At 44.9% G+C, this 15,479-nt stretch carries 14 protein-coding genes; 4 read left to right on the forward strand and 10 right to left on the reverse strand.

Annotated elements, in window-relative coordinates; all coding sequences use genetic code 11:
* Positions 1-244: 244 nt before the first annotated feature.
* Positions 245-1,033 (forward strand): right-handed parallel beta-helix repeat-containing protein, encoded by a 789-nt coding sequence (locus ACYX4J_RS02470; RefSeq protein ID WP_476177802.1) that lies wholly within the window; start codon positions 245-247, stop codon positions 1,031-1,033.
* A gap of 571 nt (positions 1,034-1,604) precedes the next feature.
* Positions 1,605-2,429 (forward strand): right-handed parallel beta-helix repeat-containing protein, encoded by an 825-nt coding sequence (locus tag ACYX4J_RS02475; protein WP_476177803.1) that lies wholly within the window; start codon positions 1,605-1,607, stop codon positions 2,427-2,429.
* Positions 2,430-2,485: 56 nt separating this feature from the next.
* On the opposite strand, the gene ACYX4J_RS02480 is transcribed toward ACYX4J_RS02475, so the two are convergent.
* The 5 genes from ACYX4J_RS02480 to ACYX4J_RS02500 form a co-directional block, all read right to left on the reverse strand.
* A complete protein-coding gene (locus ACYX4J_RS02480; protein WP_444896101.1) occupies positions 2,486-3,181 on the reverse strand; it encodes a pirin family protein in 696 nt (231 codons plus the stop codon).
* A 109-nt stretch (positions 3,182-3,290) separates the two neighbouring features.
* Positions 3,291-4,193: a LysR family transcriptional regulator gene (locus ACYX4J_RS02485; protein ID WP_476177804.1), complete on the reverse strand. Its 903-nt coding sequence runs from the start codon at positions 4,191-4,193 to the stop codon at positions 3,291-3,293.
* Between the two features lie 101 nt (positions 4,194-4,294).
* Entirely contained in the window at positions 4,295-5,266 is a 972-nt protein-coding gene (locus ACYX4J_RS02490; RefSeq protein WP_476177805.1) for a glutathione S-transferase family protein, read from the reverse strand.
* Positions 5,267-5,305: 39 nt separating this feature from the next.
* Positions 5,306-5,740 carry a DoxX family protein gene (locus tag ACYX4J_RS02495; RefSeq protein ID WP_444896104.1) on the reverse strand — a complete coding sequence of 145 codons (435 nt, stop codon included), beginning with the start codon at positions 5,738-5,740 and terminating at the stop codon, positions 5,306-5,308.
* A 172-nt stretch (positions 5,741-5,912) separates the two neighbouring features.
* Complete coding sequence (locus tag ACYX4J_RS02500; protein WP_476177806.1) at positions 5,913-6,650, reverse strand: OmpW/AlkL family protein; 738 nt, start codon at positions 6,648-6,650, stop codon at positions 5,913-5,915.
* Between the two features lie 396 nt (positions 6,651-7,046).
* Between ACYX4J_RS02500 and ACYX4J_RS02505 the strand changes: the two genes are divergently transcribed.
* On the forward strand, positions 7,047-7,913 hold the full coding sequence (locus ACYX4J_RS02505) for an alpha/beta hydrolase (RefSeq protein WP_476177807.1): 867 nt from the start codon (positions 7,047-7,049) through the stop codon (positions 7,911-7,913).
* A 74-nt stretch (positions 7,914-7,987) separates the two neighbouring features.
* Here the strand turns inward: ACYX4J_RS02505 and ACYX4J_RS02510 are convergent, their stop codons facing one another.
* The 4 genes from ACYX4J_RS02510 to ACYX4J_RS02525 form a co-directional block, all read right to left on the reverse strand.
* Positions 7,988-11,005, reverse strand: a complete 3,018-nt coding sequence (locus ACYX4J_RS02510) for a DUF2339 domain-containing protein (protein WP_476177808.1) — start codon at positions 11,003-11,005, stop codon at positions 7,988-7,990.
* A gap of 107 nt (positions 11,006-11,112) precedes the next feature.
* The gene (locus ACYX4J_RS02515) at positions 11,113-11,673 is read right to left on the reverse strand and encodes a DUF4166 domain-containing protein (RefSeq protein WP_476177809.1); all 561 of its coding nucleotides are present in this window, start codon (positions 11,671-11,673) and stop codon (positions 11,113-11,115) included.
* A 26-nt stretch (positions 11,674-11,699) separates the two neighbouring features.
* The gene (locus ACYX4J_RS02520) at positions 11,700-12,080 is read right to left on the reverse strand and encodes a DUF5329 family protein (protein ID WP_476177810.1); all 381 of its coding nucleotides are present in this window, start codon (positions 12,078-12,080) and stop codon (positions 11,700-11,702) included.
* Positions 12,081-12,206: 126 nt separating this feature from the next.
* Complete coding sequence (locus tag ACYX4J_RS02525; protein ID WP_476177811.1) at positions 12,207-12,566, reverse strand: hypothetical protein; 360 nt, start codon at positions 12,564-12,566, stop codon at positions 12,207-12,209.
* Positions 12,567-12,957: 391 nt separating this feature from the next.
* On the opposite strand from ACYX4J_RS02525, the gene ACYX4J_RS02530 reads away from it, so the two are divergent.
* A complete protein-coding gene (locus ACYX4J_RS02530; protein ID WP_476177812.1) occupies positions 12,958-13,950 on the forward strand; it encodes a hypothetical protein in 993 nt (330 codons plus the stop codon).
* Positions 13,951-14,337: 387 nt separating this feature from the next.
* On the opposite strand, the gene ACYX4J_RS02535 is transcribed toward ACYX4J_RS02530, so the two are convergent.
* Positions 14,338-15,462, reverse strand: coding sequence for an alkene reductase (locus ACYX4J_RS02535; protein WP_476177813.1), 1,125 nt, complete (start codon positions 15,460-15,462; stop codon positions 14,338-14,340).
* Positions 15,463-15,479: the final 17 nt, after the last annotated feature.

Consider the following 15,479-nt stretch of genomic DNA (forward strand, 5'->3'; position numbering starts at 1 on the left):
CTTAATTGTCCGTATCAGGTGAATAACCTGAGAGGTCAAACCGGGATCTCGAAAGAGTATGATGATTAATGCTAAAGGCGGCAGCGGATTTGTATTCTTATAGTTTTATCCAGTAACTTGGATTAATAATTAAGAAAAATATCCTATAGATAAATACCCTATTCCCCTCACACTGTTCCTGTTATTGAATCGTAAGTATTTATGCACAATGAAGAATCGTGGAATATAGCATAGGAGAATAGATATGTTGAAATTGGCATGCTTAGCTGCAGTGGGAGTTTCTGCTGTTTTTCTGTCCAGTGGTGTTTCTGCTGTGAGCTGTGGGGATGTTGTAACTGTACCGGAAATTTTGGAAGGGGCGATAGAGTCATGCGCCGTCAGCCCTGCGGTCACCATTACTGATGCTGGATCATTGGATTTAAATGGTTACTCAATTAGCTGTAATGGTTCTGGGGTGGGCGTAAATCTGCAAGGTGCTGGAAGGATTCTGAGTAACTCAGAGGGGGGAGGGTTTATAGAGAACTGTGCAACAGGTGTCTCCGTTGAAGGGGTTGGAGCGCATTTTATTCAAAATGTAAGTGTCATGAGTAATTCTAATTATGGTGTTGCACTTACAAGTAACAATAATGTTGTTTTGGATTTATTCTCAAGTTTCAATTCCGGTGTGGGTGTTCGGGTATTGGGTGACTTTAACCAGGTAATAAATGCAGAAATAAGCGCTAATAATTCTTCTGGTATGGAAGTTTCTGGAAATGGCAATGTAATAAATTCAAATGAATATCAACTTAATGATGATAACGGAATTGTTATTTTAGATGCAGATAATAACCTAATTGTTGGGAATTCATTGGATGAAAATGGAACAAATGGAATTCTATTAGAGGCAGATGATCAGCATGGTAATGTTATTACAGGAAATGAAGTGAATGATAGTGGTAATACGGACCTTATGGACCAAAATAATCCTGCCTGTGTGAATAATGTATGGATTTCAAATACCTTTGGTAGCTCTAATGATTCGTGTATCCAATAGGAGGGTTATGAGGTTGCTATTCTCTGTAGATGTATTTATTTTGGTTGACGCAAATTTAGGTATTTTTGCAAGACATAAAAGTAAGCTGATTTCTATGTCACATTGGGACAGCAGTATCTATATAACTTGTTAGCAAGCGTAACTCGCCAAAATCTCTATTTCAAAGAATCCTGTTTGTCGGGATATTTAAAATTCGGGTAAAAGCTGTAGGGCTGAACGCCGCCTTTTTTAAGGGTAGCGTTTAAGATTGCAGTTAGAGGGATCTTGGTCTTGGATAATGAGTTGGCCATTTTTAAAGTAATCGATTCCGAGATCTGGAAATGGCATATCATAATAGACCAACTTTTCAAGCATTGGTGGTTCTCCTAGCGGTAGTATTCAGAATTCTGAATACTACCGCTAGGAATGATCATCTTGTGTGGGGCGTATTTTTCATTCGCTTTCCGAGACATTTAATTCACGTTTAATTGGGAAGGAGATCCCATAGATAAATCCTAACTCTCTATCACACTATCAATAGCTTCGAAAATTACAGGCTTTGTAGTAATTAATTATGAATGGATGAGATGATATGAAAACTGAATGTGCTAACCTCGCAAGATTGACGCTTTTAACGATATCTGGTGTTTCAGCTTTTTCACTGGCGGGTGCCGCCTTCGCGGTAAGCTGCGGTGACACGGTTACTACTCCAGAGACTCTGGATGCATCTATTGTTGCATGTGCTACAAGTCCCGCTGTTACTATCACTGATGCAGGATCTTTGGATTTAAATGGTTATACTATTAGCTGCAATGGGGCTGGGATAGGGGTGCAAATACTAGGGTCAGGAAGGACGCTTTCAGATAGTTCTCTCGGCGCGGGAAGTGTTGAATCTTGTGATGTTGGCATTTCTGTAGAGGGAGTGGGGGGGCACTATTTGGAATTTATAACAGTAGTTCTTAATAATTTTTCTGGTATTTCCGTTATTTCTGATACTAATTTTATTTACAATGTTATTTCTGGTTCCTCTACTATTGGTAATGGTGGTGTTGGGGTTAGGCTGGCTGGCGCGAATAATCAGATTATACTTTCTGCATTTGAAAAGAATACACAGTCAGGTGTGGAGATTTCTGGAAATAATAATTATATTAAACAAAGTAGCGCTCTATCAAACTCCGGATCGGGTTTCGTAATTACAACCGCTAATAATATTACCTTAGATAGTGTTACGGCCAATGATAATGGTGTTGATGGAATACTAGCTGAAGCCAGTTCTATGTCAGGTGGATTGATTTTTAATAGTACTGCGCGAGATAATTCTGGAGATGATTTGAGTGATCAAAATACTATTCCTTGTGGGCGATTTCAGTGGATAAATAATGATTTTGGTACAGCAAATAATTCTTGTATTGATTAGTTAGTGTTGTCAGGGGGGCTACTCTGTGGGCCAGTAGCCTAGTGAGGTTATGAATATTAGACTATAGGCAAATCAAACCATAATGCCGTTGCTCCATCTGTTGCTGCTTTTAGCCTTATTATTTCTTTAAATATGCCTAGACCATCCCCGGCACTTAACTGGCGATTATTTTTAATAATGATGTCTCCATCTATGATATGTAGGTAGCCAGGGCGCTGCAATGTATCCAATTGTAGAATCTCTCCAGGCTCTATTTGAAGACGATATAGGCTGGTATCCTGATGGATTTTTAACGAATTATCTCGACCACTGGGTGTTACCAATGGAGTCAGCATGCTCGTTTGGTTTATTGTCCTTTGCTCATAGACAGGTTGAATACCCCTCTGATTTGGCTGAATCCAGATTTGAAGAAACTTCAATTTTTTTGTTTTCGAGTGATTGAACTCGGAATGGGTAATTCCGGTTCCGGCGCTCATTATCTGAACTTCGCCAGCGGGAACGACAAAGTGATTGCCTTCACTATCCCGATGTTCGATAGCACCTTCAAGAATATAGGAAATAATTTCCATATCCCGATGTCCATGGGTGTCAAATCCGGCCCCTGCTTTTACTGTATCATCGTTGATAACGCGCAGTGCAGAAAAACCCATGTGTTTTGGGTCGTAATAGTGCCCAAATGAAAAGGTGTGCTTGCTGTCCAGCCAGCCAAATCGGGCTTGACCGCGTTCATGTGACGGTCTGAAGTAATACATAGCCAGCTCCTATTAGTGCAGTAAATAGAATGTTAGGGCTATGATAGTCTTTTGCGGTATAAGGGAATATTGGGTAAAAAGAATCTTACCATTCGTATCAATAGAATACTCAGCCTTCCTCAGAAGTGGGCATATCTAAAGTGAGTAATCGAAGCTCGCCAATAAACTCCCTCGCCACGGGGCCTAATTTATCCTGGTCTTTAAAGTTCAGGTAAAAACTGCTGGAGCGCACTCCGCCATTTTTCAAGGGGAGTCGATTTAGAGTGCCATTCTCGAGTAGCTTTGAGACCATTGGCAGTGGCAGCCAGGCGAACCCCAGCCCCTGTACAATTAAATCCACGGATGCCCGTAAACTGCCCACTTTCCAGCGTTGCTCTGCCCCCAGCCAGCCGGAATCCCTATTGGTCTGCAGTGCGGAGTCCCGCACAATAATCTGGCGATAGGACTTCAAGTCTTCATAGCTCAGCTCGTATCCCAGCTGATGTAGTGGATGGTTCTTATGGGCTACAGCCACAAATTCGATGCGACAAATCTCATCGTTGAGGGCATTCTTCATGCGGAAGGCGGAAAGTCCCAGATCTACCAGCCCCTCCTGAATCAACTCATTAGTGCCGGATAGTACGGTATCAACGATATCAATATTCACTTGTGGATAAATTGCGGAAACTCTCTCCAGAGCCTGAAAAACGACACTTTGGGGAAAGGCGCCATCTACGGCAATACGCAGCTCGGATTCCACTCCCTGGTTAAGGGAGCCGGCAATATCCTCAATACGTGAGACTTCATCCAGCAGGTATTGGCCCCGGCGTAGCATTAAATTACCGGCTTCAGTAATTACCACTTTTCTACCCGAGACTTCAAACAATTTTACGCCGAGTGCAGCTTCCAGATTGCTAACTGCATTGTGAATACTGGACTGGCTTTTGTGAACGTGGGAAGAGGCCTGATTAAAGCCGCCGGCATCTGCGACAGCTTTAAACATTCGCCACTGTTCCAGAGTGGTTTTTTGCATCTGGGTACTCTTTGAAGGCTGCGAAGGGCTGTTCCAAGGTTTAAGGAGCCTGGGGCAGCCCTGAATATCCTGACTGGCCCAGGCTGGATAGGCAAGGGTTTTTAGCTGCGGTTGTGAGAGTTGTTGTAATCGATTTCCGGCCCTACAGGTACAACCTGGGTTGGGTTGATCGATGTATGGCTAAAGTAGTAATGACGTTTAATATGGTGGAAATTTACTGTTTCAGCAACTTTCGGCCACTGGTATAGCTCGCGTACATAGTTACGCAGATTAGGAAAGTCCTCCAGTCGCTGGCGGTTGCACTTGAAGTGTCCATGATAGACAGCATCAAAGCGAATAAGGGTAGTGAACAGTCGCCAATCTGCCTCGGTAATTTCTGTTCCGACCAGATAGCGCTGTTCCCCTAAAATTTTCTCAACCTGGTCTAAAGCAGAGAATAAATTATAGTAAGCACTCTCGTAGGCTTCCTGGGTTGTGGCAAAGCCGCAGCGATAAACTCCATTGTTTATGTTCTCATAGACCAGTTGATTAATGGTATCTATATCCTGCTGCTTCTCTTCGGGGAAAAAGTCCTGTGTATCGCCGGTAATGGTATTAAACGCGCTGTTGAACATGCGGATAAGTTCAGAGGACTCATTGCTAACGATACAGTTTTTTTGTTTATCCCAGAGTACTGGTACCGTCACCCGGCCCGAGTAGTCAGACTTGTTACGAGTGTATACTTGGTGCATAAACTGATAGCTAAACAGAGTGTCCCCGCTGCTACCTTCGTCGACGTTAAAGCTCCATCCCTGATCGAGCATATCGGGGCTTACTACCGAAACATCGATATGCTCTTCCAGTTTCTTCAGCTTGCGGAAAATAAGGGTGCGATGGGCCCAAGGGCAGGCCAGTGAAACATATAGGTGATAGCGGCCAGACTCCGCCTTAAAGCCGCTGTCACCGCTGGGACCTGAACTGCCATCAGCAGTCACCCAATTGCGCAGTTGCGCCGCCTCGCGCTTGAAGTTCCCACCGGAATTCTCGGTGTCGTACCACTGGTCGTGCCACTGGCCATTGACTAACAGTCCCATTTTTTACTCCACAATCGGTATTTTCTGGTCCAGAGGAATTTATTGCTTGGTGCTTTTGCGGTGATCCAAGCTGAAACGCCCGGCGCCATGGGCTGCCACTACCAAAAAGCCGCCGGCAATCGCTAGGTTTTTGAAGAACATCAAAAACTGCATCTGATCGCCCAGATTGTTATGGAACAAGGCAGCAGTAACTAAGCTAAAGCCAGCAAACGCCAAGGCGGTCAGGCGAACCTGGAAGCCGGCGACTAGTGCGAGCGCACCACCTATTTCAAACAGAATAACAAGGGGCAGCAGAAATTCTGGCAGACCGCCATAGGCTAGGTACTGTGCACTGCCCTCATAATTTTGGATCTTGTTCATTCCCGCCAACAGGAAGATCGCCGCCAAGCTGATACGGCCAGCCAAGTCAGCACTTGCGGAAAACAGGGAGCTGCCGTCGATATTGGCGCTTGTGGATAAAGTAGATGTGCTCATGGTATCGCTCCTAAAACTGTGAATTTTGCGCTACTCAGTAGCCGCTGCTGTGAGTAATAGGCAGTTTACAGAGGATCGATAGAATGAAAATTGGTTAAATTCGACCAAACCATTCGAAAAAATAGAATGGTTGTTGAGCCTATCTTATCATTAGGTGCAATAGGGCCTTAGTTCAGAAATGGTAACCGATGCCCACCGAGTAAACCCAGGGGTCGATATCCACATCGACATTGATGCGGTCGTAGTCGTTATCTTCTGTGCGGAAGCGAATTTTGGCCTTGGTATCGATGCTCAAGTACCAGATGGCCGCATTAAACAGCCAGTTGCTCTCTCGTCCAAAGGCAATATCTATGCCCACTTCCCCTGCCAGGCCCCAGGAATTGCTCAGGCTCAGGGATGCTCTTGAGTCTGCACCCAGGACCGTATCGAAGTAGTTTTGTGCCGTGCGGCTGATATCTTCATCGAAGAAATGGGTGTAGTTAATTCCCACACCAATATATGGCTGTACCCAGGACTCGGTGCATACCGGATACCACTGTACGCTGAGGGTTGGGGGAAGGTGCTTGATGTCACCCAGGGATACCCGACCCAGTGGATCACCGGTATCCGGGTCCGGTAAACCGCGCACATCAAGATCGTGCCGGAAAGGTACAGCTGCCAGTAATTCCAGTCCCCAATGGTCTGCAAATAACCAGGTACCCGTGATGCTAGCGGAGTAGCCTGTATCCACGTAGACCCGGGTGTAGTCCAAGGGGGTGCCATTTAAGCGAAGTCTGCCAGAGTCGTCGTTTGGATCGACTGCAGCAGCGCCAACGCGAACGATAAAATCTCCCTTTTTATAGTCCGCAACCGACTGACCGGTAAGCAATAGTACCGTGCAAAAAACTAATGTCAGATTGATTCTTTTCATGCCCAACTTTCCAGAAGTACGACTGAAAATATGTAGGAGGGTTGATAGCTACAGGAATACTGTAATCTATCGCTAGATTATTAGTGTAGATGTCTTGGAGTTCTGGGTTTATAGATAGCAAGAGCTGAGGCGCAGTAATTGATTGGTATAACTTTGTACGCTTCTGCTGGGAATAAATTCCTATTTTCTGAGAAAGATTGCCCAGAAAAGGGTTTGGTTTCCTATTGCGCGGATAATTGTAGAATCGGTTAATTTATTGAGTGAAATTGCCCTGTATTATTTTGTGTTTTTACGTTGATATGTATTTAGCGATTCCTGATCAGTGTATTTTGCTTGATGTGCAGTAAAACTCACTATCAATGATCATATAAGACACCAGGCTAGAGATTTAATAACATGCTTAAGATAATACAGGGAGCAATGCAGCTCACAGGGCGACTATCCCCAAAGTTATCGGCAAATATTGCAATGTATCTGTCTTCACGACCCAGACGCTATGCTGACTCCGAGCGTGAGAGATCGCAGCTGGCCCAAGCCAAGAAGATTACCTACCGGGGTGCTTTAGGCACAGAAAACACAGCCTGGTCCTGGGGTGAGGGCCCCGTAGTGATTCTATGCCACGGCTGGGAGGCCAAAGCCGCAAAAATGGCAACCCTAGCAATGGCAATTGCCGATCAGGGTTTCCAAGCGGTAGCCATCGATGCTACCGCTCATGGCCACTCTGAGGGCAAGGTTTGTAATTTCGATATTATGGCGAAAGATATCTGCTCTCTAGCCAGCCAGTTTTCGGAAATATTTGCCATCGTCGGTCACTCGATGGGCGGAATGATGACAATGCGTGCGCGAGAGTTTGGGCTTAAAGCCCAGTGCTACGCAATACTTGGCTCACCGAGTGCTCCCCTGCCCATTATAGAAATTATGAAAAATATGCTGAAGGTGAGCCCTGGAACAGCAGAGCTATGCCAAGACAAGATAGCCAATCAAATAGGGTACTCTTGGCAGGAGTTGTTGCAGTGCAAAATGTATACCCCAGAAGATACCCCGCTCTTAATGATTTACGATACTGAAGACGATGAAGTGCCGATTTTTCATGGAGAGAGAATACATAAAACCTGGCCCGCAGCGGAGATGATCAAAATTAGCGGCGTCGGGCATCGGAAAATAGTTTGGGATGTTGAAGTGATAGAGCTTGTAAATAACTTCCTTCAGCAGCAGAAGAGTAAAAAAATAGTAGTCAAAGGTACTTTAAATAAAATAGCTTGAATACTGATAAAGTCTTCATCTTATAAAAATGGGCCTGAAAGGCCCATTTTTATTTGTGTGAAAGAGAGCTACGTTTAGGATTTACTATTTTGGGCTGCCAAAAATTTTTGATATTGATAGGCCGCCCCCAGCATACACAATCCCACTAACATACAAACGACTATCTTCTGTATTAGTGAGAAGTCCTGCATATCCCAGAGCACAATCTTCAGTGCAGCTATGCCGTAGATAATTAGTGACAACTTAAGTAACTTCTGGGTTTCGGGCTTTAATGTCTGGAACAATAGTAGGGTTGCATGGACAACGAGAACGAAAGAAACTGCCGGTAGCCACATGGCATCAAATAGCTGTGCTAATAGAGCTACGTAAACAATAATCGCGGTAACATGCACCAGCCACATATTTGCCATTCGATGACCAGACCAAACGGCTCTCGTAGGCAGGGTTTTGTGGTAAGCCAGTAGGACAGCGATGCCAAGAGAGACCAGGTTATAGGCTCCAATCCACTCTGCATTGTGCGATTTCACAATGACAGCTCCGACTTGAATCAGTGTGATTAATTCAAAAACACCCAGTGTCAGCATGTAGAAGGGCGTAAGTTGGTTGCGTACTGGTGCCAGCTTGGGTTGGCTGAAAAAGAGGCTTCCAAAATAGAGCTGGGTGAGTAGTAATGACAGGACAAAGTCATGAGTTAAAGTGTAACTGACAGCTATCAGTACTGCCGCAAAATAGTAGAAGGCCATCGGGAATACAGGCTTCAGTGCCCAGTGAATAGCATGCTGCCACTCCCTACCTGCGGGGTATCGCTTTAAGCCCTGGCCAAGCCATATGAGCCCTATGAAGCTGGCGACTCCCAGTAATAGCCCCTCCATCGCCTTGCCCTGCCAGCCGACAAACTCTTGTAGGAGACAACCGCCGATAGTGATAAGGCTTGCAGCAGAAATCAAAATGCGAACTTCTTGTTTTAGATGTTCCATCCGCAGCCATGTGTAGAGGAATAGGGCAATACCACACGAGAACCACATAGCAACAGTGAAGTAGTCACTGGCCTTATACAGTATGGTAGGTAAGGCAATAATGGGCAGTAAAGCGTAAAAGAGTTTACGCAGTGCCAATGCCAGCTTCTGCCCTGGTGATTGTATTTTCAGCTGGTGATAAAGCTCTGCGAGCAACCAAAGTCCCAGGAAAGCTTCAATACTGGCGATTTTTCCGTAGGGGATTTGATCGTAGAAATGAAGGTTGCCTACAACCGATGCACTGGCTAACAGTGGGACAAACAACAGAAGGTAATGCCAGAGACCGAGCCACTCGCTAAATGCTGAATTCATGCGCTGGCTACGCCAGATCAGGAAAGTCATTGGCAGTGGTGCCAGCAACCACATCCCTTGCGGCCAGATAATACCCACCGATAGCAGGAAGCTCGCAGATAAAAGCAGTCCGAAGGCATTATCTGCGATATAAGCGAAACGTTGCTCTGCGGGAGTGATTTTACCGGCACTACGGCGTAATAGCTGGGTGAGCGCAAAGGCACCAGCACTGAGGGTCAGCCAGTTAGTCCAACCTGCACTCACCTCTAAGGATAATAGTTGTGGCGCAGGAACCAAGCTCTCAGCCACCCATACGAGAGCTTGCAAGAATAAGGTTACGCCGGCGAGGGCTAGAGCGATATAGCCCTCAGTTCGCACACTGATAAAACCAAAATGTATTCCAAGGTAAGTCAGCAGAAGGCCTTCCAGGCACCATACAATGCCCAAAAATTCAGGGCTGCAGAGTGCCAGAATTGCCAGGCCTGTTAACAAGCCCCCATGGAGTAAAGCCATTGCGAGGGTACTGCGGGCCGAGGCACTATTAATACCGTAGCCGAACAGGTGGCGTGAGTAGATGGCGAGCGCGGTCCAGGGTATTAGGTTGAGTAACCAAACCACACCTAATGCATTAGCAGTGGGTGCTAGAGACCAGCTAATATGAATAAATAGCACCAGGTTTGCTACCAGCAAACCGAGGCGCTTCTTATCCATTTCCTTGCCACTAAGTCCACCCAGTATGTAAAGGGCAAACCCATAAAAGAAACCATGCAGTATCATTAGCAGCCCCCAGTTTGAGTTAGACTCCCCCAAGTTTGCGACTGAAAACTCGAACATCCCTGCGCTGAGCGCCATGGTGACCACTGCCAGCTGAGGCCATTGAATCAACTTGGACAAACGCAGCATTGCGAGCGCGAGTACCAACAAGTAGCTGAGATAAATAACTGCGGATGGATCAAAATGATTGGCCACCAAGGGCATGGTGGCTCCACCCAGCAGAGTCACCATGGAAACAACCCGGGTCTCGAATAGTAGGGCGAGTAAATAAGCAACTCCGGTAGTTACTACAAGCAGCCCCACACCGATAGGAATCGGAACCAACTGATAGTAAGGCCCAGCAAAGTAACCACATAAGTAAAGCAGTATGACCCCGAGAGCGATCAGTCCTGAGCCGTAGTCTGCCATGTTGGGCATGCGCCGCCTGAACATGACCCCACCTGTAGTAGTCGCCGCTGCTACCAGGAAGCCCAAAGTCACTTTACCTACAGGCCCCAAATAGGCATTGAAGGAAAACTGCAGCAGGTAAGCAAAGCCAAACACCAGCGCCAGGATACCGGCAGCGGTCATAAAGAAGACAGGAGCCTTCCCTTGGCTTTGGTAGTGCCGGTAGAAACTCATCAGGGAGCCCCATACTCGGCTAATGGGTTCCAGAGCAGGTTCCAATAGGCTCGGTAGCTCTTCAGATAGCCATTTGGCCTGTCTACTAGGCTTTCTGGCTATATTAGGAGCAGTGGTGATAGTGCTTACCGGCTGGGTTGGAGTTTCAGGAAGAGGGGGAGTAGCCTGCTCTGTCGATGGGGATCTGGAGGGATGAGTCCCCATCAATTGGGATAGTTCATCTTCAGGCTCATCCACTGTCGGGAGCTGACTTGCTAACTGATCCCCAGTATCTTGCTGTATCTGCGCTTCTAAAGCCGATAACCGCTGTTCGAATATCTCAATGCGACGGCGATTGTCTCGCTCCAGCAGGGCTAGTTCCGCGCGAAGTGATTGCAGTTCACTTTCCATATATCTTTCACTATTGTTTTTAGTGAGATTATCTCTCGTTACGCTCGGCTACAAGTATATGTAATCAAGGTTTTTGAAAGACCTTTTACCAGAGGTTAATCGCACAACTATCTAGTTTCAGGGAGTTGTTCACGCAATATGCCCGAATAGCCAAATGAAAACCCTAGAATGGGTAACGAAATCGATACCTCAAAGTGATATTGATTGCTGATGATTGATTTGCCCGCAGTGATCCTGGGTCTCAAGGCAGAGGGAATTGGGATATGAAGAATAGAAACTGACTGTGGGACCCAAAACCAGTTTCCTTCCTCTATGGAAACGCCAAGTCGGATATTAATTATCCCTGTTTTTTCAATCCAATAACCAGCTTTTTCTCTTGTCCCTATAGGTACAAATTCTGAAATCATTGAATGGCTATTTGAGAAAGTACGAGACCAGACTAATTTATGCTGGGTGTGCTGAATATTTACTGAAAAAGGAGATTCCTTTGTATTTTTTGGGACACCCAGCTTTCCAGCAATTCGTTTGCCTATAATTCCAGCTAATCCAGAGCCGAACTGAACTTTAACTTCCCCGGAGAGCTTTGCCCCTTTTGTATGTAGGCGTTGTAGTAGCGGGTTTAGCTTGTTGAAGTCGGAGCCAAACCAACTGGTGACGGCATTTACCATGCTATTTTGATTGAATTGCTAGTTTCTCAATTAGCATTGGATCTTAGCCGTGTCGTTTCACGGTAGCGTGCTAATTCGTTCAGAAGCCACCTTTGGGATTCTTCTTTAGGCTCATCGGCACACTGAATATGGTAGGGCTTACCACTAAAGGTGCTCTTGGTCGCACTTAGCCTAATAAAATCCTCCGCGCTATCAATTTTGTTGGAGAAATACTTATATTTCTTCTCCATATGCTCCACTGCTTCCTGACTGGTGTGCTCACTATCGTTGCGGATAAAGGTACACTCTGAAGCAGAGACAAACTCCATTAGGTGGTTTATTTCGTTGATAGGAGTATCTGCCTGAGCCAGGATAGAGGACATACTTAGCGAGATAATGGTAAGTAAAGTTGAGAGACTTTTAATCATTTTCCCATTCCTTGGCTGTGTGATATTCAGAAAGCCCGATAGAGGGTATGAGAGAAGTGAAGTAGAGCCTGGAGTGGCTCTACAAGAAGCTAAAATCACGGCTCTCTGGACTTGGAGCTCGGTGTATTAGCTGTTCTTAGTGACTACCGCTTTTACTGTGCACTGTACGCTCTTGCTATCTTCCTCTCCAACAACTTCAGAAGATTCAGTCAAAATTTGTGAGACGGTAAGTTCAGAGGCAGAAATCACCTCCATCATTTCCTTCTTACAGTTGGTGATGTTGAAGGCATTAGAAACAGCTGGGTCATAGCTGATTTTGTGAGAGAAGTCTCTCTCTTCTTCACCATTACGGCTTCTTTTGATGCTTTGGAACGCCTCTTTACCCGCATCTACAGTGTCCCCGATCACGTTGCCGGGTTGTACCTCGAGTTTCACACAAGAAGCAGTAGCAAGGGCTAGTGTAATAATGCTCAAGAGGTTCTTCATTTCTTTTTGGGCTCTGGAAATTGTAGTTTTCTTTAAAACAGTACAGTGTACTGGGTTAAGGTATTTTACATGAAGAATAACAACGAGTCCTACAAGTGGCCTTTATAGCAATAAGGGTAAGCGATTGCTTGGCTATTTAGTGGACTTTTTGTCCAAAAACTAGCCTATCAATTAAAGTATTACTTGTGAAAGTATCCCTCTGGCTGAGATAGATAGTTTTGAAAAGTGTTAACCGCAGGATAAAAGCTATTTTTTATAAGCTGCATTTGAGTATCCACATAGGTTAAGTTAGCGTGTTTATATATCGGCTAATATTTTGAACTATGTGTTTTTATTAGTATCTGATGATCTCTGAAATATAAATATACTAAAAATAAATGGTACTATTGTTATGTTTCGACTTTTATTCTTAGCTCTAGTAATTTCCGCTCTGTCTTGTTCTGTTCTTGCTGAGAGCCCATTTGTCAATGGAGTGAAAAATTGGCATTCGGTTAAATTTAAAAATGAGCTGTTGCTAAATTTACACCTCTATTTATATGAGTTAGCGAGAGATAAAGATTTACATAATGATTTAAAAAAGGGGGGAACTCTTTCTGTTGAGGAGCTAGAGATTTTTGACCTGGTAATTAGCGAGTATAGGAAATATGGCGCTGACAAAAATATACATATCATCAGGTCTAATTCTGAGATTTCAGATTTAACTGCACTCTTGTTATCACATCACGCCGTTAAGCAAGGTTCTGTGGAAAATGTTCTATATGCACATATAAATAACCTATCAACCATTTATAAAGCAAAGTTGTGGCCGGCCCATCAAGCGAGAAATCTTAGTTGGTACCTGAATTTGAAAAGTAAACTTGATGTTTATGGAGATAGGGTTTCTAGCAGCTTGGAAAAGCTATTTGATGAAAAGCTGGTTCTTGATGAGCATACGGTAAATATTGTTTACAAACCTGGAATGCGCCAGGGCGCTACCACTTCCGGGAGAAGCTTTCAAACGATTATTAATAGTACCTACTCAGATTATACTGACTGGTATGCGTTTGAGATGTTTTTCCATGAAATCTCTCATGCTAATGGAGTAGGTCGAAATAGTAAGTTGCAGCGGGTCATTAATACAGAATTTAGTCGGCTGGGGCTGGACAGTCATAAAGGAATTTGGCATCCGATACAGTTCTATACCGTTGGAGAAATAGTTAAGAAAGTGATATTCGAGGATGACTCTGAGTATGTACCTTATGCCGAAATACGTGGCCTGTATAGCGGGCATTGGGACTACAAAGTACTTCTTGATAAGTATTGGAAGCCTTACTTGGATGGAAAAGTTTCTATGGAAGTTGCGATAAGTAATATTGCGGTAGCTTTATCAAAGAAGGCTGCTTGATCTTATACTAATATAACTAATTAGTAATATTGATGGTTTTACGGTGCCTTAAGATACTTGTAAACTTGAGGCTTATTAAATTTTCGGGTTTTACATTTTACCTAAGTCTAGTTCGGTCTACTCATCGACCTGATGCTATAAATCTATTTTTTTTCAGGGTAATGAGTGTTTGCATAAGATAAAGGTATAGCTTTAAGGCTTAAAAATATTATCTCTTATGAGTTGTCTGGAAAAAGAAGCCCCAGAAAATAGAATTCTCTGAGGCTATCTATTTCTAATCAATAAGCGCTTATGCCTTTTAAATAGCGCTGATAGACTTTAGAAATATTTATAGAAATATAACTTACAGCTAGCAATTCATAATGAACGAGCCCAACCTACATTAGATCACGGCTGGTATGGGGGGTAGTCCGTATATCCTACTTCGGTACCGCCATACATAGTGCTTGGATCAACCTGATTGAGTGGCCATTCATTGCGAATACGTGTGGGAAGATCCGGGTTGGCAATAAAAGGTCGGCCAAAGCCAAAGATATCTCCGTTACCAGCGTCAAGCACCCGCAAAGCTTTTTCGGGGGAATACTTTCCTGCATACATGATGCGCCCGCTAAAGACTTCACGTACTTCTCGATAGAAATTCTCAGGCAAATCTGGTGCATTATCCCAGTCCGCCTCGGCCAGTGACAGATAGGCAATTCCAGCTTCGTTTAGCAGCTTGATAGCCTCGATATAAGTCTTGTGGGGATCACTCTCTACCAGACCAAGGTAGACTCTGTCCTCATCGGTACTTTCGAAAAGCGGTGCAAATCGAACACCGAGCCGTTCGCCGCCAACTTCTTTTGATACCGCTGCAACAATTTCTTTAAGGAAACGCAGACGATTTTCTAAACTACCACCATACTCATCATCGCGATGATTGGTATGTTCTGAAATAAACTGGTTCACAAGGTAACCGTTGGCACAGTGCAGCTCAACGCCGTCGAAGCCTGCTTCCATAGCATTGCGTGCAGCTTGAGCATACATCTGGACCAGTTCTTTAACTTCTTCTATTGTCAGCGCGCGGGGTTCACTGGGGTCCGCCAATGCGCCGGCCCCAGGCCCCGTTTCGATAAATACCTTAACTGCGTCTGCGCGGATAGCAGAGGGCGCAACGGGCGCTGCGCTGCCAGGCTGTAATGAAGTGTGGGATACACGCCCAACGTGCCATAGCTGGGCAAAGATGATACCGCCTTGATCGTGCACGGCTTTGGTTACTTTTTTCCAGCCTTCGATCTGTTCCTTCGAATAGATTCCGGGTGTCCAAGCGTAGCCTTGGCCTCTTGGTTCGATTTGTGTGCCTTCTGTAACCATAAACCCAGCACCAGCACGCTGTGAGTAATAGTTAGCCATCAAGTCATTGGCAATATTTCCAGGCTGGCTACTGCGTGATCGGGTCAGGGGTGGCAGAACAATACGGTTTTTCAGGGTGTAAGGGCCCAGGTTGATCTCACTGAATAGTGACTCGTTTTTCATAATGACCTTCCTGTTAA

The sequence above is a fragment of the Microbulbifer sp. ABM4_008 genome (assembly GCF_056311705.1).